Origin of the sequence: Pedococcus bigeumensis (assembly GCF_006438965.1) — a bacterium.
Classification (GTDB): domain Bacteria; phylum Actinomycetota; class Actinomycetes; order Actinomycetales; family Dermatophilaceae; genus Pedococcus; species Pedococcus bigeumensis_A.
Genome location: NZ_RCZM01000006.1, coordinates 322248 through 341057, shown reverse-complemented (window position 1 = coordinate 341057; position 18810 = coordinate 322248). Strand labels below are relative to the sequence as shown.

The 18810-nt window shown below is 68.9% G+C and carries 17 protein-coding genes and 1 tRNA gene; 8 read left to right on the top strand and 10 right to left on the bottom strand.

Annotated elements, in window-relative coordinates; all coding sequences use genetic code 11:
* Positions 1-45: 45 nt before the first annotated feature.
* Complete coding sequence (locus EAH86_RS18075) at positions 46-1149, bottom strand: hypothetical protein (protein ID WP_140743314.1); 1104 nt, start codon at positions 1147-1149, stop codon at positions 46-48.
* A complete protein-coding gene (locus EAH86_RS18070; protein ID WP_140743312.1) occupies positions 1146-2135 on the bottom strand; it encodes a pirin family protein in 990 nt (329 codons plus the stop codon). The genes EAH86_RS18075 and EAH86_RS18070 overlap by 4 nt, the downstream gene beginning before the upstream one ends.
* A 79-nt stretch (positions 2136-2214) precedes the next feature.
* Between EAH86_RS18070 and EAH86_RS18065 the strand changes: the two genes are divergently transcribed.
* Positions 2215-2739 carry a HutD family protein gene (locus EAH86_RS18065; protein WP_241668450.1) on the top strand — a complete coding sequence of 175 codons (525 nt, stop codon included), beginning with the start codon at positions 2215-2217 and terminating at the stop codon, positions 2737-2739.
* Positions 2740-2819: 80 nt separating this feature from the next.
* Here EAH86_RS18065 and EAH86_RS18060 read toward each other — a convergent pair.
* Positions 2820-2895, bottom strand: a tRNA-Lys gene (locus EAH86_RS18060).
* A gap of 116 nt (positions 2896-3011) precedes the next feature.
* On the opposite strand from EAH86_RS18060, the gene EAH86_RS18055 reads away from it, so the two are divergent.
* From EAH86_RS18055 to EAH86_RS18025, 6 genes are all read left to right on the top strand, one after another.
* Entirely contained in the window at positions 3012-3365 is a 354-nt protein-coding gene (locus tag EAH86_RS18055; protein ID WP_140743308.1) for a zf-TFIIB domain-containing protein, read from the top strand.
* A 34-nt stretch (positions 3366-3399) separates the two neighbouring features.
* Positions 3400-4047 carry a hypothetical protein gene (locus EAH86_RS18050; RefSeq protein WP_140743306.1) on the top strand — a complete coding sequence of 216 codons (648 nt, stop codon included), beginning with the start codon at positions 3400-3402 and terminating at the stop codon, positions 4045-4047.
* A 602-nt stretch (positions 4048-4649) separates the two neighbouring features.
* The gene (locus EAH86_RS18040; RefSeq protein WP_140743304.1) at positions 4650-4868 is read left to right on the top strand and encodes a hypothetical protein; all 219 of its coding nucleotides are present in this window, start codon (positions 4650-4652) and stop codon (positions 4866-4868) included.
* A gap of 87 nt (positions 4869-4955) precedes the next feature.
* Entirely contained in the window at positions 4956-5582 is a 627-nt protein-coding gene (locus tag EAH86_RS18035) for a DUF47 domain-containing protein (RefSeq protein WP_140743302.1), read from the top strand.
* 8 nt (positions 5583-5590) lie between these two features.
* The gene (locus EAH86_RS18030; protein WP_140743300.1) at positions 5591-6592 is read left to right on the top strand and encodes an inorganic phosphate transporter; all 1002 of its coding nucleotides are present in this window, start codon (positions 5591-5593) and stop codon (positions 6590-6592) included.
* A 620-nt stretch (positions 6593-7212) separates the two neighbouring features.
* Positions 7213-7974, top strand: a complete 762-nt coding sequence (locus EAH86_RS18025; protein ID WP_140743298.1) for a hypothetical protein — start codon at positions 7213-7215, stop codon at positions 7972-7974.
* Positions 7975-8168: 194 nt separating this feature from the next.
* Here the strand turns inward: EAH86_RS18025 and pstB are convergent, their stop codons facing one another.
* From pstB to mshD, 7 genes are all read right to left on the bottom strand, one after another.
* Complete coding sequence (gene pstB / locus EAH86_RS18020; protein WP_140743296.1) at positions 8169-8945, bottom strand: phosphate ABC transporter ATP-binding protein PstB; 777 nt, start codon at positions 8943-8945, stop codon at positions 8169-8171.
* A gap of 74 nt (positions 8946-9019) precedes the next feature.
* Positions 9020-10021, bottom strand: a complete 1002-nt coding sequence (gene pstA / locus EAH86_RS18015) for a phosphate ABC transporter permease PstA (RefSeq protein ID WP_140743294.1) — start codon at positions 10019-10021, stop codon at positions 9020-9022.
* Positions 10018-11031, bottom strand: a complete 1014-nt coding sequence (gene pstC, locus EAH86_RS18010; RefSeq protein WP_140743292.1) for a phosphate ABC transporter permease subunit PstC — start codon at positions 11029-11031, stop codon at positions 10018-10020. Before pstC ends, pstA begins: the two co-directional genes overlap by 4 nt.
* Before the next feature lie 138 nt (positions 11032-11169).
* Positions 11170-12288 (bottom strand): phosphate ABC transporter substrate-binding protein PstS, encoded by a 1119-nt coding sequence (gene pstS / locus EAH86_RS18005; protein WP_140743290.1) that lies wholly within the window; start codon positions 12286-12288, stop codon positions 11170-11172.
* A gap of 266 nt (positions 12289-12554) precedes the next feature.
* Positions 12555-13511, bottom strand: coding sequence for an NUDIX hydrolase (locus EAH86_RS18000; RefSeq protein WP_140743288.1), 957 nt, complete (start codon positions 13509-13511; stop codon positions 12555-12557).
* A complete protein-coding gene (locus tag EAH86_RS17995; RefSeq protein WP_241668442.1) occupies positions 13508-15769 on the bottom strand; it encodes an RNA degradosome polyphosphate kinase in 2262 nt (753 codons plus the stop codon). The genes EAH86_RS18000 and EAH86_RS17995 overlap by 4 nt, the downstream gene beginning before the upstream one ends.
* 5 nt (positions 15770-15774) lie before the next feature.
* Entirely contained in the window at positions 15775-16860 is a 1086-nt protein-coding gene (gene mshD, locus EAH86_RS17990; RefSeq protein ID WP_161988699.1) for a mycothiol synthase, read from the bottom strand.
* Between the two features lie 91 nt (positions 16861-16951).
* Here mshD and EAH86_RS17985 point away from each other — a divergent pair, with 91 nt between their 5' ends.
* Complete coding sequence (locus tag EAH86_RS17985) at positions 16952-18805, top strand: bifunctional metallophosphatase/5'-nucleotidase (protein WP_140743282.1); 1854 nt, start codon at positions 16952-16954, stop codon at positions 18803-18805.
* The last annotated feature ends 5 nt before the right edge of the window (positions 18806-18810 follow it).

Below are 18810 nucleotides of genomic sequence, written 5' to 3'. Positions count from 1 at the left end.
TCGCCCGGCCCGCCCCGATCACGCGTCGGCCCGGTCAGCCCGCGGTCAGTGGCGGGAGTCGAGCGTGAGACGGATCACCTCACCGCCCTCACGGACCACCACCGACTCCTTGTCGAGGCGGAGCACGGTCAGCACTTGGTCGGAGACGATCTGGGCGCGGAGGTAGCCCGTGGTGCCGTCCCGAATCTCGATGACGGTCAGATGCTCGCCCCAGCGGAACGGGTTGGTGTGCAGTGTCTTTCGGGACTCGATGGCGGTCAGTCCGGCGGCCCGGGTGACCACCGTGCCGTCTTCCCGCGCGGCATCGCCGGCCTTGCGGGCTGGCTGGATCCAGCCGGTGGCGAGGTCGAGGCGCTCGACCCTGGCCGGCCAGGTGAGCGTGACAGCGCCGCCCTCCGCAGCCAGGACTGGTGCGTCCGACGGGCAGGTGTCGAGCAGCCGCGTCCAGCGCGCGTCCGCAGTGGCGAACACGGAGACCACGCAGCGGCCGTCCTGGACGAGCTCGGTGACGAGCGGCCCGTCCGGTATCGCGAGGAACGATCGGCCCGGCTTCAGCGTCGAGCGGCCGCTGACCGGGTCGGTGACCACCACACCCCCTCCGGAGACCGCGATGGCGTCGACCAGGGACAGGGACCCGTCGCGGGGTGTCATGCCACCCGGGGTGGCGCGCCGGGCGACGCCGTCGGTCTGCCAGTCCTGCCGCCCCTGCGCATTGAGGCCGACGAGCTGGCAGGTGCCGCTGGCGGGGCAGACGAGGACGGCCGTGCTGCCCCTGGCCGCGGCCACCGGGGCGGCGGTGGTGCCGGTCGGGGACCGCCACGTCCACCGGGACGTGGCGTCCAGCCGTGCCGAGTCGATCCGTCCGGCGCTGGCGATGATGAGCCGGTCGTCGGCGACGAACGGAGTCCCTCCAGCGACCGACCCGAGCGTCACGGTCTTGCCGGACCGCAGGTCGAGCGCCGTGTGGTCGCCGATCACCAGGGCGCGGTCGGCGACGAGGCGCCCGCCCACTGCCTTGGCCGACCAGTCACCCTCCACGCCCTTGTTATGTGGTGTGGCGAGGTACAGCGCGACGGCGATGAGCACGACCAGGAGGGCGACCGGGGCGGCAACGACGAGCCTCGACCTCCCCGCGAACAAACCCCTCACGTGTCCCTGGTACTGCGAGGGGCGTTGGCGCGCGGCCGGATCCGCACGGCCGGCAGGACGGGTGCGGGCAGGTGCTGGACCTCGCCGGCATACCCCTCCACCTCGCCGAAGCGAGCGGAATGAGCCATCCACTCCTCACGGGCGGCGACGATGTCCTCGTGGCTACGTCCCACGAAGTTCCACCACATGACGATCTCCTCCTCGAACGGAGGCCCGCCGAGGATGAGGGCGCGGGCCGGGCCGTCCGTGCTGTTGGTGAGGGTGAGCGTCGCGGTCGCGGTGGGGAGGTAGGCCATCGCGCTGCGGGGGGTGTCGGTGCCGTTGACGGTCAGGCCTGCGCTGTCGGCCAGCACCCCGTGCTCGTATGCCGCGTCGAGACCGAGCTCGACCGTCGCCCCCACGTCGAGGGTGATCTCTGCGCCCAGGAGGGGCGTGAACGTCTCGACCGGTGAGGTCTGGCCGGCGAGAGAGCCGAGGAAGACGGAGAGGGTGGCCCCGTCCAGTCGGGTGGGTGCGGGTTCGTGGTGCTGAAATGCCTTGGGGGCGTTGCGGTCTGCGTCGGGGAGGGCGACCCAGAGCTGTGCCCCGTGCAGGACGGTGGTGCCGGGAGTGGAGACCTCGGAGTGGGCGATGCCGAGCCCGCCCGTCATCAGGTTGACCGCGCCCGGGCGGATGATGGCGTGCGAGCCGAGGCTGTCGCGGTGCTCGATCTCGCCGGTGAACAGCCAGCTGACCGTCTGCAGACCGGTGTGCGGGTGTGGCGGGACGTCCATGCCTCCCGAGCCGGCGACGTCGTCAGGGCCGTAGTAGTCGGCGAAGCACCAGGCGCCGATCAGTGAGCGCTGCCGCTGCGGCAGGGTGCGCCGCACCGTCATCGCGCGGGGGCCGCCGAGGGGGACGTCGCGCGGTTCGAGGATCTCCACGTGGTCGGCGGGCGGCGTCGTGGGGCAGACGGTCTCCTGCGGCTCGGTCTCGACATTGCTCACCGGTCCAGTCTGCACCGTGGGTTGTGGGCGGGGCCTGCCGTGGCCAGGCCAGCAGGTGGAGGATGGGCCTGTGTCCCTCATGTTCCTCGCCGACCTGCCGCGCAGCAGGTGGAAGAACGGCCAGGGAGAAAGGGCGACCATCGTCGAGGGCGACGGCTGGTCCCTGAGTCACGCCTGGATCGAGGCGGATGTTCCGTTCTCGGACTTCCCCGCCATGGACCGCACCTGCGTGTTGCTGGCCGGCGGCGGACTGAGCCTGCTCTTCGACGGCCGGCCGGGGGTCGACCTGCCCACGCCAGGAACGGCGCAGAGCTTCCCGGGACAATGGCGCGCGCGAGCGAGGTTGTCCGACGGGCCGTGTCACGTCGTGAACGTCATGACGAGCCGGACGAGGTTCACCCACACCGTGGAGATCTCGCGTCAGCTGACAGGGTCCGGGTATGCCGTGGTGCTGGCTGGCAGCATCGACTGTGACGGGATTGTCGCGCGGTTCGGAGACACCGTGACGTCGCCGTGCGACGGTGTCGGGTCGTCCGACCTGCTCGTCATTGGCGTGATGCTCCAGCCCGTCAGTGGATCGACCGTCAGGGAACAGCCGACGTAGCTGTCAACCGTCAACCGAAACACTGTCAGCCATCACCCGAAGCCCACACGTCAAGCATCAGGCGGAGTCATACAGAACGTTGGTGGGCCCCGTGGGACTCGAACCCACAACCTACGGATTAAAAGTCCGCAGCTCTAACCATTGAGCTAGAGGCCCTGGCCGGTAAGGCGGCATACGCACCGCTTGTCAGACCGCGCCACAGACTAACTGCTGGCCACTGCGTGAACCCACGCCGCACGGAACCCGCTCGTACTGCGAGCCGTTGGCCCGACATGAGCACCCTCACCTGTCCCAAGTGTGGTTCCGACATGCGCAGCTACGAGCGCAACCAGGTCCACGTCGACCAGTGCACGGGTTGTGGCGGCCTGTTCCTCGACCGCGGCGAGCTCGAAGCCCTCGTCGCTGCAGAGAACGCCTGGCACCAGGCACCCGCCCCTTCGGCGGCCGCCCCGCCCACCCCGCAGCCGCCCACACCACAACCCCCGCAGCAGCCGAGTGCATGGCAGCAGCCGCCAGCCCAGGGCTACCAGGCGGCGTACCGTTCGGTGTCCAAGGCGCCCTACGGCGGGCAGCAGGGTTACGGACAGCGGCGCAAGAAGTCGTTCCTCAGCGAGCTCTTCGACTGAGCCACAGTCAGCCGCACCTGAGAGACTGGGCTCGATGAAAAACGAGCCCAGCGGTCGTCCCGGTCCGCGCCGCCCCGCGTTCTTCAGCCCCATGGCGATGGAGGCGCAGGGCGGCACCGTCCCGGACCCCGCCCAGGTCACCGAGATTGCCCACGAGACTGCAGCCGTCCTGGTCGGCACCGGCCGTGCCAACGACGACCCGGCGCTGACCGCGCGGCTCGTCGCGCTGGTCGACGAGCTGGGGCTGGTCACCGTGGCCGAGCTCTGGGCCGACCGGCCCGCGCGCAGCCTGCCCGGAGCTCTGTGGCGGCTCTACGCGCTACGCGAGTGGGTGCAGCGCAGCCCCGAGGAGGCTAGCGCCGACTACGCGGCCGGGATCCGGTTCACCGACGTCAACCACGTGGTCGCCGGTGTCGCCGAACCGCCTGGACCCGCCGAGCTGCGCGAGCTCACTGATGCGATCCTGCATGGAGTCTTCGCAGGTGACCTCGCGGTGGCCCTGCAACGGGCGGCGGCATTCTGTCGCGTCGTCGCTGCGGGCCGCGCCGACCGTGCCGACACCACCGACGCCGTTGACCCTGACGCTGCTGCGAAACAGACCCGGCGGGCCGCCTCGATGCTCTCGACAGCCGAGGACCTCGAAGCCGGTGCGCGCCTCTGGCACGCCGGCGAACTCACCTGAACGGCTACTTGCGAGCAGCCAAACTCGTGTCTCGAGGAACATCTCCAGCGCGACCGGGGTTACAGTCGGACGTGCGTCGGGCCGCGGTAGCCCCGGGTCCCAAATTAAGCCGCTACGAGCGGCCACGTGCCGTGAGGCGCTCCCGGCCCGACGCGCAAACTGTTCACTTCCCGGTCACCTCCCGCGGCAGGTTCGCGGCCCCACGGGTGGCCGTCGCCGGCGCCATCGTGGCGGCCCCTCGGTATGCCGCGCCGGGCCCCATCCGCTAGCCCTCCTGCGCGGACGGTTGCCTTCCCGGACACGTCTCCTGGTGGGCCCGCGAGTCTTCCCGCGAGACCCGTCGCGAACGGCGACCCGGTCCACTCCAGCCGCACACCCGGCATACCGCATGGCTGAACGAACCCCGGTCCTCGACAACGGGGGGTTCGACCGAAGCGGCACCGCCGATTTCCGGGGACATGGCAACCATCATCGGGCATAGCCGGATGGGACTAGTCGTGATGGTGTCGGCATGGCCCAAGTGGGTGGTTCCGGGGCATCGCGGGTCAAGACTAGGCAAACTAGGTGCGCTGTTGTGCTCGGGCTCCGTTAGCGTTTCTGCCATGACCAAGGAACCGCGCGCCGGGGCAGACCTGACCGACGACGCGCTTCAGGACGAGATCGAGCTGGTGGGCGACCTGGTCGTCGCCGCGACCGCAAGCGACGAGCCGCTCACCGAGGACGAGATCGACCGGGCCCTCGGCATCGAGCGTGGGCACCAGTCCGGGCCCGAGGACATAGCGACCACGCCGCACCGTGTCTGGAAGCGGCAGAACGCCTGACTGGTTGAAGCGCCCAGTTGCGCTTTCAAGCGTCCTTGCCCGTAGCATCGTCCACGGCCATCCCCCCTTGCGTGACCGGAGAGAACCGTGGGCTTTCGCCTCACCCCCCAGGAGAACAGTTTTTACGATCTGTTCGCCAAGTCCGCTTCCTACCTCGTACTCGGCTCTCGTGAGCTGACGACCCTGCTCGGAGTTGAACACTCCGAGCGCGAAGCCGTGGCGACGCGGATGCGGGAGATCGAGCACCAGGCCGACGAAGCGACCCACGAGATCATCCGCAAGGTGAACAGTTCGTTCATCACGCCGTTCGACCGCGAGGACATCCACGGCCTCGCGTCGACGCTGGACGACTGCATGGACATGATGGATGCGGCGGTCGACCTGATCGTGCTCTACCGCATCGGCGACCTCCCGGCCGGCGTGTCCGACCAGGTCGAGGTCCTCTCCCGGATGTCGGAGCTGACGGCCGACGCCATGCCGCGGCTGCGTTCGATGAAGGACCTCTCGGGCTACTGGATCGAGATCAACCGCCTCGAGAACCAGGCCGACCAGATCTACCGGCGCCTGCTCGCTGGGCTGTTCAACGGCGACTTCGGGGCCGACACCCTCACGATCATGAAGCTCAAGGAGGTCGTCGAGGAGCTCGAGGCCGCCGCTGACGCGTTCGAGAAGGTGGCCCACAAGGTCGAGAGCATCGCGGTCAAGGAGTCCTGAGCCTCCCCATGGACTGGCTTCCGGTAGGAATCGTCATCGCCCTGGCGATGGGCTTCAACTACACCAACGGTTTTCACGACGCCGCCAACGCGATCGCGACCTCGGTCTCGACGCGGGCGCTCACGCCGCGAGTCGCGTTGGTCATGGCTGCGATCGCCAACCTGGTTGGTGGAGTCACCGTCTACTACTTCGGCAAGGTGGCCGCCACGATCGGCAAGGGCATCATCGAGGCGCCACAGGGCAACGACGGCCTGGTGATCTGTGCCGCCGCGCTGATCGGGGCGACCGGGTGGAACCTGCTGACGTGGTGGTTCGGTCTGCCGTCCTCGTCGTCGCATGCCCTCATCGGCGGCCTCGGCGGCGCAGCCCTGGCGGCCGGAGCCCCCGTGAAGTGGGCCGGCATCCTGGAGAAGGTCGTCGTCCCGATGATCCTCTCGCCCATCGCCGGACTGGTTCTCGGCTTCCTCGTGATGACGGCGATCCTCTGGCTGTTCCGAAGGGCGCAGCCGGGCAAGGTGTCGCGTGGCTTCCGCTACGCCCAGACCGTGTCTGCCGCCGCGATGGCCTTCGGCCACGGGTTCCAGGACGCCGCCAAGACCGCCGGTGTCGTCGTCCTCGCGCTGACCGTAGGCGGCCACTACACGGGGGACCGGGTGCCGCTGTGGGTGCTCCTCCTGAGCGCCGTGGTCATCTCCCTCGGCACGTATGCCGGTGGGTGGCGGATCATGCGTACCCTCGGCCGCCGGATCATCCACCTCGACCCCCCGCAGGGTTTCGCGGCGGAGACCACGGCCGCCTCGATCCTGTACGTCGCCGGCATGGCGTTCGGCGCCCCGATCTCCACGACCCACACGATCACCTCGGCGATCATGGGCGTCGGCGCCACCAAGCGGCTGTCGGCGGTTCGGTGGGGCGTGGCCGGCAACATCGTCGGCGCGTGGGTGCTGACCTTCCCCGGCGCCGGTCTGGTAGCCGCCGCCAGCTGCCTCCTGATCAGGCTCTTCGTCTAGCCCGTCGCCCGCGCCTTCCGGCACTTGTTGCCACCTGGTCGTCACGGGACCAGCGTTACGGGCGTCCGTGACCATCTGTCGGCAACAAGTCCTCGTGTGCTGCGACTTGTTGCTCGTAGGTGGTCACCAAGCTCTGGAGTCGGCGTCCCGTGACGATCTGTCGGCAACAAGTCCTGACACGGGACGGTGGCTACCCGTCGTGATCGACGGCGGCATCGGCCAGACACGTCCACAGGCACCGGGCCCTCCCAACCACCGTCCACAGCAGCTGAACCCAGGCCTGGGCGGTCACCTCAGGGCGCATCCACGATCGCTGGATGAGGACGACTCCGGAATCATCGTGGCTGGCGCTCCCGCAACCGTTCCTGGCGAGTGAGGCCTTCGCGGCCGGACTCAGCAGTACGAGCATCGCTGGAGCAGTGAGGCGACGTCACATCATCCCAGTCGCGGCCAGCCTCTATGCAGTTCCGGGTCCTTGGGTAGAGCTCGGACCCCAGGAGCTTCACGTGGCGATGGCTCGGGCAGCCAGTGCATCGATCGAGGGGGGAGTGGTGAGTCATCACAGCGCGGCCCTGGTCCATGAACTGCCGCATCCAATAGGACCCCTTGGGGCCGTCAGCATGACGCTGCCCCGGTCCGACCGCACGGCCGGACGCGATGACTGGCGACGCCTCCTTGACGGGGCGCTCCCCGTTGACCAGGTGACCGCGGTGGCGGCCATCCCCGTGACCACGGTGGATCGCACCGTCGTCGACTGCTTTCGCCAGCTGCGACTCCGGGATGCCCTCGCTATCTCTGATGGGGCATTGCGAGCCGGCGCAACCAGTTTCGATGAGCTCCGGACCATGCGCACATTCCAGAGACGGTGGCCGGGCATCACCAAGGCGGACGCCGGACTTGTGCTGACCGACCCGCGTCGCGAGAGCTGGCTCGAGTCGGCATCGGTCGCGACCGCTCACCAGCTCGGCTTCACGATGCCCATGAGTCAAGTGTGGATCCACCACCTGGATGGTCGGTTGATCGGTCGGGTCGACTTCGTGTGGCCCCTGGCCGGGGTAGTCGGCGAGGCCGATGGGCGTGGCAAGTATCTCGGCGACTTCGCCGGGGAGGACTGGGACGCCGACGAGGCAGCGGCGCACATGTTGGCCGAACGTGATCGTGAACGCGACCTGGAGTCAGTGGGCTTTGCCGTCGCCAGGTGGGACACAGGTGGTTTGCTGCGGGGTGGCGGCGGACTGTCCGATGCATTGCGCGAAGCTCGCCGACGGGCAGACCCGAGCCGCATTCGTTGCCTCTGGAGGCAGGACGCCGATCAAGAGCTACGCGTCTGGAGCCCCGCGGGCATGACCATGGGCGGCAATGACGGCCCCCACGCCGCCTGACGGGCGGACTTGTTGCTCAAGGGTGGTCACCAAGCGGCACGAACTGCGGGTCGGTGACGATCTGGCGGCAACAAGTCGGAGTGCGGGCGGACTTGTTGCTCAAGGGTGGTCACCCGCGGCCCGAACTGCGGGTCGGTGACGATCTGGCGGCAACAAGTCGCCGGAGGGGTGGCCGGGAGTGGGAGCAGGCTGGGTCAGCCGAAACGGCCGCTGATGTAGTCCTCGGTGGCCTTGACGCCCGGGTTGTTGAAGATCTTCTGGGTGTCCGCGACCTCGACCAGCTTGCCGGGCTTGCCGGTCGCGGCGAGGTTGAAGAAGGCCGTCTGGTCGGAGACCCGAGCTGCCTGCTGCATGTTGTGCGTGACGATCACGATCGTGTACTGGCTCTTCAGCTCGGAGATCAGGTCCTCGATGGCCAGCGTCGAGATCGGGTCCAGCGCTGAACACGGCTCGTCCATCAGCAGCACCTGCGGCTCGACCGCGATCGCCCGCGCGATGCACAGCCGCTGCTGCTGGCCACCGGACAGCCCGGCGCCGGGCTTGGCCAGCCGGTCCTTGACCTCGTTCCACAGGTTGGCGCCGTTCAGCGACTTCTCGACGACCTCGTCGAGCTTCTTCTTGCCCTTCACCCCGTTGAGCCGCAGCCCCGCCGCCACGTTGTCGTAGATCGACATCGTGGGGAACGGGTTCGGCCGCTGGAACACCATGCCGACCGTCCGCCGCACGGCCACCGGGTCGACGTCGGACGCATACAGGTCCTGGTCGTCGAGCATGACCTTGCCTTCGACCCGACCCCCGGGGATCACCTCGTGCATCCGGTTCAGGGTGCGCAGGAACGTCGACTTCCCGCAGCCGGACGGCCCGATGAACGCGGTCACGGAGCGCGGTTCCACCGTCATCGTGACGCCTTCGACGGCCTTGAACGCGCCGTAGTAGACGTTCAGGTCACTGACGTCGATTCGCTTGGCCATGGTCTGTTCTTTCGTCCTTCGGGAGGGGGTATGCCGGGTGGCCGGCACGGTCGTGGAGCAGAGTTCGGGGGTGGCTACTTCTTGACCGAGCCGAGGCGCGCGATGACACGGCCGGCGAGGTTGAGGAGCAGGATGAGCAGGATGAGGGTCAGCGCGGCAGCCCAGACCCGGTCGACCGCGGGCTGCAGGCTCTCGGTGCGGTCCTGGTTGATCATCGTGGGCAGCGTCGGCATCAGGCCGCTGAACAGGTCGGTGGCGATCGACTTCGAGTAGGGCCCGAGGATCAGCAGCGGAGCGGTCTCACCCATGACTCGGGCGAGGCCGAGCAGGACGCCGGTGATGATGCCGGAGAACGCCGTCGGCAGCACGACCTTGACGATGGTCTTCCACTTGGGCACCCCGAGCGCGTACGCGGCTTCGCGCAGCTCGTTGGGCACCAGCTTGAGCATCTCCTCGGTCGAGCGCACCACGACGGGGACCATCAGCAGCACCAGCGCGAGGCACACGGCGAAGCCCACCCGCTGGAAGCCGAAGGTCGTCACCCACAGGGCGTAGATGAACAGGCCGGCGACGATCGAGGGCACACCCGTGAGGATGTCGACCATGAAGGAGACGGCCTTCGCGAGCCGCCCGCGGCCGTACTCCACGAGGTAGATCGCGGTCATCACCCCGATCGGTACCGAGATGACGGCGGTCGTCAGCCCCTGGATGAGAGTGCCCTGGATCGCGTGGATCGCGCCGCCGCCCTCGCGCCGGGCGGTGATGCCCTTCTGCGAGTTGGTCCACCACTGCGAGTCCAGCAGCAGGTGGCCGCCCTTGCTGACGACGGTCCACAGGATCCAGAGCAGCGGGACCAGGGCGAGCAGGAACGCGCCCCACATGACGACTCGCGCGAGCTGGTCCCTGATCTCGCGCCCCCTGGCCGGGTGGCCGAGAGCCGGGATCGAGGACCCGCCGGGCGGCGACGACGCGCCACCTGCATCAGGCGAACCGGAGGTCCCCGAGCCGGAACCACCAAGCCCTCTGGACGAGCGGTCCGAGGGCCGGTCGCGGGACACGGTGTCGACGGTGCTCATTCGATGAACGCCTTCCTGCGCTCGATGACGATGCGGGCGATCGCGTTGACCACGAAGGTCAGCACGAACAGCACCAGCCCGGCGGCGATGAAGGCGCCGGTCTTGGCGGGGGAGTCGAACTCCCCGGCGTTGTTGGCGATCCGCGAGGCGAACGTCTCACCGCCGTTGAACACCGACCAGGTCCAGTCGCTCCCGGCCGCGAGCGTCGAGAGGATGATCGTGACCGCGATGGTCTCGCCGAGCGCGCGGCCCAGGGCCAGCATGGCGGCCGAGATGACGCCGGCCTTGCCGAACGGCAGCACCGCGACGCGGATCATCTCCCACTTGGTGGCGCCGAGCGCGAGCGCGCCCTCGGTATGGGTCACCGGCGTCTGCGCGAACACCTCGCGCGACAGCGCCGTGACGATCGGCAGCACCATGATCGCCAGGACGATGCCGACCATCAGGATCGTGCTGCCCCCGCTGATGCCCGCGTCGGAGAACAGCGGGAACCACCCGAGGGTGTCCTTGAGGAAGGACTGCACGGGATCGAACACCGGTACGAAGGTCTTCAGTCCCCAGATGCCGTAGACGATCGAGGGCACCGCGGCGAGCAGGTCGACGAGGTTGGCCGCCGGCCGCGAGAGCCACGTCGGCGCGTACTGCGTGATGAACAGCGCCACGGCGACGCCGACGGGCACCGCGATGAGCATCCCGATCGTCGAGACGGCGATGGTGGTCCAGAGCAGCTCGAGGATGCCGAAGCGCAGGTTCGACGCGTTGTCGACCGACCACTCGCGAGAGGTGAGGAAGTTGACCTTGTCGTCGGCAATCGCCGGGAGCGCCTGCCAGAGCAGGAACGCCCCGACCAGCGACACGAGACCGATGACGAAGATGCCGGCGCCCTTGGCCGCACCGCCGAACAGCCGGTCACCGAGTCGTCCGGTGCCGGCACCGTCCCCGCCCAGGGTGTGTCGGCGGTCGGGGCCGGGCAGCTCGTCAGCGATCGAAACGCCGGTTACGGAGCTCACGTTGCGCCTCTCGGTGCGTGCGGTCTGGATGTGTGCGGTCTCGGTGACAGCGGTCGTGGCGGTACGTGGTGGTGCAGTCAGCAGAACGGGTATGCCGGGGAGCTGGCAACCAGCCAGCCCCCCGGCATACCTGCTGGGTCAGGACAGGGCGGCGATGGCCGCGTCGACCTTGGTGCGTACCTCGTCGGGGAGCGGCGCGTAGCCGATCTCCTCGAGGCCCTTCTGGGTGTCGGCCGAGGCGAAGTGCGTCAGGAAGGCCTTGGTGAGGGCCGTCTTGGCGGCGTCCTTGCCCTTGGAGCAGACGATCTCGTAGGTCACCAGGAGGATCGGGTAGGCGCCGGCCTCCTTGGTGGCGTAGTCCAGCTTGAGGCGGAGGTCGTTGCCCTCGCCGTCAGCCTTGGCGGCTGAGACCGCCTTGCCGACCGACTCGCCGGTCAGCTCGACCGGGCCTGCACCGTTGTCGATCTGGGCGATGCCCAGCTTGTTGTCCTTGGCGTAGGACCACTCGGCGTAGGTGATGCCACCCTCGGTGCCCTTGACGGCACCGGCGACACCAGCGGACTTCTCCTTGCCCTCACCCTTGCCCAGCCACTTCTTGCCGGGGTCGGTGGTCCAGGCGTCCGGGGCGGCGGCCTTGAGGTACTTGGTGAAGTTCTCCGTCGTGCCCGACTCGTCGGAGCGGAAGAAGACCTTGATCGGCTCGCTGGGCAGCGTCACGCCGGAGTTGAGCTTGGCGATCGACGCGTCGTTCCACGTCGTGACCTTGCCGGCGAAGATGTTCGCGGCGACCTCAGGGGTCAGGATGAGCTTGTCGACACCCTTGACGTTGTAGGAGACCGCGATCGGGCCGGTGACCATGGGGAGGTTCCAGGCGGGGGAGCCGCAGTACTTGGCAGCGGCGTCGGACTCGACGACCCCGTCCTTCTCCACGGTCTTGAGCGCCGAGTCGGAACCGGCGAAGTCGACCTGACCCGCGGTGAACTGCTTGATGCCCGCACCGGAACCGGTCGGGTTGTAGTTGATGGTGGTGCCGGCGCACTCGTCCTGGAAGGAGGAGATGGCCTCTTCGATGGCGTTCTTCTGAGCCGACGAACCTTCGCCGTTCAGGGTGCCACCCTTCGGGCAGTCGCTGGCGGCCGAGCTCGAGCTCGAGCTGCCGGAGGTGCCCGGGTCGTTGCTGTCCGAGCCGCACGCGGTCAGCGCGATGGAGCCGACCAAGGCGACGCTGGCCACCAGGCCAAGACGCTGAATCTTCACGGTGTTAAAACCTCTCCACAGGGGGATCAGGGTGGGAAATCAGGGGCGGGCGTTCGTGCCCGACGCCCCGAAGGTAGGCAGGGAGAGTGACGCAGTGGCCCGAGGAGGGTGAACGGGCGGTGAACACCAGTCAGACATTCGAGGTCGCGGCGCCGACCCGGGGGGATGCAGCGGGTGAACGAGAGGTCAGGGACGCGTCAGCGCAGGGTCAGGAGGGGCGTCACCAAGGAGTCCCCGGAGCAGTCCCGGGAGGGGTCAGGCGGGACCTACGAGCGGGGCAGGTGGCGCTCGACGGCCACCACGCGAGCGGTCGCACCGGTGCCGACCAGGTGGGCGACGAGGACCTCTCCCTTGGCCATCTTGTCGCGCGCCGCGGCCCGCAAGGCCGCCGCGACGTGGTCGGCGTCGGGCTCGTCTGGGGCGACCAGGGCAAGTAGGGCGGTGAGCAAGGCCGGCAGCACCGGACCGTGGCTGCACAGCGCTGCTGGTGCACCACGCTCAACCAGCCGCTCGAGGTGCCGGACCGCGCGACCCGGCTCCGCGGCATACCCCTCCTCGCTGAGCCCGTCCTTGGTGCGCAGCGCCACCGCGAGCTGCGCCGCAAAGGGGCGCAGCGTGTCGGTGCAGCGCAACGAGGGAGAGCTGACCAGCCGCTTGATGCCGTATGCCGTGAGCACCGGCGCGATGACCGCGGCGCGTTCCTGCCCGGCGGCGTCGAGGGGCCGCAGCCGGTCGTCCTCGTGCCACGAACCGCGGCCCACCGCGTGCGCGTGCCGCACCAGGGCCAACGGCCAGGTGGTCAGGGTGCCCGCCTTGTCGGCCCGGACCAGCGCGCGCAGCTGGTCCCGGTCGCGGGCGTAGTCGAGCCGGTCCGAAGCCGCGATGACGTCGAGCCAGCGCACCTCGTCGATCTCGTTCTCCAACGGACCTGCGGGGCTGGTCGCCTCAGCGGCCCAGTAGCGGACCTCCTTGGTCGCCGGCTGCCCGGTCCCGTCGAGCACGGTGTACTCCGCACCGGGCAACGGCCGACCCAGCCCCACGGCCAGCGCCGTCTCCTCGTGCGTCTCCCGCACCGCTGCGACCGGCCACTCCTCGTCCGGGTCGAGCTTGCCCTTGGCCCACGACCAGTCGTCGTACTTGGGCCGGTGCACGAGCGCCACCTCGAGCTGACCGCGTCGACGGCGCCACGGGACGGTGCCCGCAGCCGGGATCGGGGTCGTCAACGGCGGCGGGCCTTGCGGCGGCGCTTGGCGTGCATGTCGATCATGGCGTTCTGCAGGTCGGCCAACGGCTCGCCGTCGTCGTCGAAGTTGACCCGCGTCCACCGACCGTCGCCAGTCAGCCGCCAGTGGGCGTAGGTGTCGCTCATGCCGCGCGCCATCAGGGACTGGAGGTCGGCGATGTGCTTGGGGTCGGCGATGCGCAGGAGGGCCTCGACCCTGCGGTCGAGGTTGCGGTGCATCATGTCGGCGCTGCCGATGTAGACCTCGGGCTCGCCGCCACCGCCGAACAGGAAGACCCGCGAGTGCTCGAGGAAGCGGCCGAGCACCGAGTGCACCGCGATGTTCTCCGACAGTCCGGGCACGCCGGGGCGCAACGAGCAGATGCCACGCACCCAGATGTCGACACTGACCCCGGCCTGCGAGGCGCGGTAGAGCGCGTCGATGATCTGCTCGTCGACGATCGAGTTCAGCTTGAGCTGGACCAGGCCGCCGCGCCCTGCTTCGGCGTGGTCGATCTCGGCGTCGATGCGCTCGAGGAGTCCCGACCGCACCGACCGCGGCGCGACCAGCAGCCGCTTGAACTTGCTGCGCGGCGCGAACCCGGACAGCTGGTTGAACAGCCGGGCCAGGTCATCGCCCACCTGGGGGTCGGACGTGAGCAGGCCGAAGTCCTCGTAGAGGCGGGCGGTCTTGCCGTTGTAGTTGCCGGTGCCGATGTGGCAGTAGCGGCGCAGGCTCCCGTCCTGTTCCTGTCGGACCACCAGGCAGAGCTTGGCGTGGGTCTTGAGCCCGACCATGCCGTAGACCACATGGACTCCGGCGTGCTCCAGCTTGCGAGCCCAGGAGATGTTGTTCTTCTCGTCGAAGCGCGCCTTGAGCTCGACGATGGCCAGCACCTGCTTGCCCGACTCCGCCGCGTCGATGAGGGCGTCGATGATGGGGGAGTCGCCGCTCGTGCGGTAGAGGGTCTGCTTGATGGCCAGCACGTTCGGATCGGCGGCGGCCTGCTCGATAAAGGCCTGCACAGAGGTGGAGAACGAGTCGTACGGGTGCTGCAGGAGCACGTCCTTCTCACGGACGATCGGCAGGATCTCCGACGGTTTCGAGCTCTCTGCCGGGGCGAGGTCCGGGTGCATCTGCCCGCGGAACGGCGGGTAGCGCAGGTCGGAGCGCTCGAGGTCGGCGACGAGGTTGAGCCCGCGCAGGTCGAGCGGGGCAGGCAGTCGGTAGACCTCGCTGTCGGTGACCGTGAGCTCGCGCACCAGCAGGTCGAGCACGTGGTCGTCGATGGTCTCGTCCACCTCGAGACGGACGGGTGGTCCGAACCGGCGCCTGGTCAGCTCCTTCTCCAGAGCCGTGAGGAGGTTCTCGGCGTCGTCCTCCTCCACCTCGAAGTCCTCGTTGCGGGTGACGCGGAAGGTGAAGTGCTCCCGCACCTCCATGCCGGGGAACAGCATGTCGAGGTGGGCGGCGATGACGTCCTCGAGCGGGACGAAGCGGGTGCTGAACAGGTCGGACGTCGAGGGCTCGCCGGTCGGGGGTTCGATGTGCAGGAGCCGCGGCAGCAGCGGCGGCACCTTGACGCGCGCGAAGTGCTCCTTGCCGGTCTTGGGGTTGATGAGCACCACGGCCAGGTTGAGCGACAGACCCGAGATGTAGGGGAACGGGTGGGCCGGGTCGACGGCCAGCGGGGTGAGGACCGGGAACACGCGGTCGGTGAACAGCTCGGAGTGCAGGGCTCGCTCGGGCTCGCTCAGCTCGTCCCACCGGACGATCGAGATGCCCTCCTCCTCGAGAGCAGGCTGCACCCTGTCCTTGTAGACGACGGCCTGCATCGCCTGGAGCTCATGGGCGACGAGGGAGATCTGCTCGAGTACCTCGCGCGGCTCGAGACCGGACGCCGAGCGGACGGCCAGGCCCGTGGCGATGCGGCGCTTCAGCCCGGCGACCCGCACCATGAAGAACTCGTCGAGGTTGGACGTGAAGATGGCGAGGAACCGGGCCCGCTCGAGCAGCGGCACCGAGTCGTCGGCCGCGAGCTGCAGGACGCGCTCGTTGAACTGCAGCCACGAGATCTCGCGGTCGAGGAACCGGTCGGCGGGCAGCCCGCTGTCGTCCTGGCCACCGGTGGCGTTGACGATCCGCATGAAGCGCCCGTTGGACGCCCGCGGCTGTGCGCTGGCGATCGACACCTCATGACCGGCGTCGTCGCCGTCGAAGATCTCGGTGTCGTCGCTCGGGTGCGTGGTCAGGCTCATGGGCGTCATCCTGACACTGCGGGGTGAACAGCGCGCGAATACATCACGTCCACCATGATGCTGCGAAATCCCAGCCCCGTGTAGGTGCGTATTGCCGCCTGGTTGTCGCCGTCGACGTAGAGGACGACCTCGGGCAGCCCCAACCCCGCCAGGTGGGCCAGTCCGAGCGCCGTGACCGGCCGACCCAGGCCTCGCCCCTGGTATGCCGGGTGCACGCCGACCACGTACACCTCCCCAACGAGTTGGCTCGCTGCGCGAACCTCCTCGCCGTGGCCCCGCCGTGGGGGCAGGGTCGCTTCGCGACCCGCCCCGCCGTGGGCCCGTCCAGCCGTCTGGCTCGGGTCCATGGACGAGCGTTGCTCGGGATCGACCTTGGTCCAGTGGAAGGCCGCGAGCTCGGGCTTTGCGCCGCCGCTCGTCGCGGCCTCGTCGGCCGGGGTGACCGTGTAGTCCGCCTCGACGAGGATGAAGCCCGCTGCGTCGAACCAGGGTTGGGCGATCCGGTCCTGAAGGTCGACCAGGGTCAGCCGACCCTGCTCGGGGTGGTGCGCGAACGCCGCGGCGTTGGTGGCCAGCCAGGCCTGCTCGTCCCGGCCTGGCTCGAAGGCCCGGGCGGTGAACCCTGCAGGCAGGGCCGTTGCAGCGGGCTCCAGGTCTGCCTTGGTCAGCGGCCGGGCCATCTTGTGGAGCTCGCGGACCGCCGTGAGTCCCGCGCTGGCGGCCAGCGCCTGCGCAGCCGGCAGCTGGCCGTGCGCCCACAGCCGTGCTTCAGGGGCAGCCCCCAGCACCGCATCGACCAGGGCCCGGCCGGTGCCGTGGCGTCGGGCGTCCGGATCGACGACGAGCTCGGCTGACGCGTCCGGCCCCGCGGGGGAGTCCAGCTGGGCGTACCCCGTGAGCTGCTCCCCGGCATACGCCAGGAGGTGGCGGACCCGCCCGCCAGGGGCGGTGAGGGAGAGCAACGGCTGTTCGGACAGCGGGCTGACGCCGTCTGCGGCGACGGCACGTACCTGCAGGTCGTGGACCTGTGCGGCTTCGGTGGGCGTCAAGGTGTCGGCGAGGCGGACGGGAGATAACGGCACAGAAAGCATTGCACCATGCATCTTCCCTCCGGGCCGATCCGCCGTTAGCGTGCACGGATCCGGCTACCGCCGGTTTCACCTCCCGCACAAGGACGCACACATGACCTCTTCCCGCACCCGACGCGTATCCAGCGTCGTGGCCGTGGCCGCACTCGCGGCCACCGGTGCGGCCTTCACGGGAGGCAGCACGTCCGCTGCCCCCAACGGGCCGACGATGAACATCCAGCTGCTGTCGTTCAACGACTTCCACGGCAACCTCAAGCCGCCGACCGGTTCGAGCGCCCGGCTCGTCACGGGCCACGCCCTGAACCCCGCCGGGACCGCCGCGGTCGACGTGACCTACGAAGGCGCCGGAGGTGTCGAGTACCTCGCCACGCACCTCAAGCAGGCGCGCGTGGGCCACCCCTACTCGCTCACGGTTGCAGCGGGCGACATCGTGGGGGCCAGCCCCCTCCTGTCGGCGTCGTTCCACGACGAGCCCACCATCGAGGCCATGAACTCGCTCGGTCTGGACGCGACCTCGGTGGGCAACCACGAGTTCGACGAGGGCTACAAGGAGCTGCAGCGGCTGGCCAACGGTGGGTGCATCGCCGACGGTGCGGGTGCCAACAACCAGGACTCCTGCCCGGGCGGCAAGAGCTTCGCGGGCGCCGACTTCCCGATCCTCGCCGCCAACGTCAAGTACGCCGGCACCAACCAGACCATCCTGCCGCCCTACACGATCAAGAACATCAAGGGCGCCAAGATCGGCTTCATCGGCATGACGCTCAAGGACACCCCCAACATCGTCACCAAGTCCGGCATCGAGGGCCTGGAGTTCACCGACGAGGTGCAGACGGCCAACGCACTCGTTCCGGAGCTGCGCGCGCAGGGCGTCAACGCGATCGTCGTCCTGATCCACCAGGGTGGTGCGCCGGCACGCGAGTCGTGGGTCGGTCCGGACGGCAAGACCTACAACGTCAACCCCAACTACAAGTGGGCCTGCGAGGGCGGCACCCTGGACCCGGCACAGTCGCCGATCCTCGGTATCGCAGCCAACCTCGACCCGGCGATCGACATGGTCATCTCCGGCCACACCCACCAGCCCTACGTCTGCAACGTCCCCGACCCCAAGGGCCAGCCCCGGATGGTCACGTCCGCCTCGTCCTTCGGCCGGCTGTTCACCGACACCGAGCTGACCTACGACAAGCGCACCCAGGACATCGTCCGCACGTCGGTGGACTCGGCCAACATGATCGTCACCCGGACCGTCCCGGCCGACCCCGCCCAGACGGCGCTGATCAACCGGTACAACACCCTCGTGGCGCCGATCGCCAGCCGTGTCCTCGGCACGATCACCGCTGACGTGACGACCGCTGGCAACGCCGGCGGCGAGTCGCAGCTCGGCGACCTCATTGCCGACGGCCAGCTCGCCGACCCGTCGACGGTCACAGCCGGCAAGACACCGGTGATCGCCTTCATGAACCCCGGAGGGATCCGGACCAACCTCACCTACGCCAACAAGTCGTGGAACGAGCAGCCCGGTGAGGTCACCTACGAGGAGGCGTTCAACGTCCAGCCGTTCAACAACTACCTCGTCTCGATGGACCTCACGGGTAGCCAGGTCAAGGAGCTGCTCCGCGAGCAGTGGGGTGGCGGCGCCATCACGTCGCCCAACACCGTGGCCACCCAGAAGATCCTGCAGATCTCCAAGGGCTTCGCGTACAGCTACACCGACACCCCCACCGGGCGCGTCCTCGGAGCGGTCACCCTGAACGGTGCCCCGCTGGTGGACACGCAGTCCTACCGAATCGTGACGAACAACTTCCTCTCCGATGGTGGTGACGGCTTCCCGGCGTTCGTCGGCGGCACCACCAAGTACTTCGGTGGCCTCGACATCGATGCCTTCGCGAACTACCTGGAGGCGAACTCGCCGTACAGCCCGACCGTGGCGACGCGGATCACGAAGAACTGATCCAC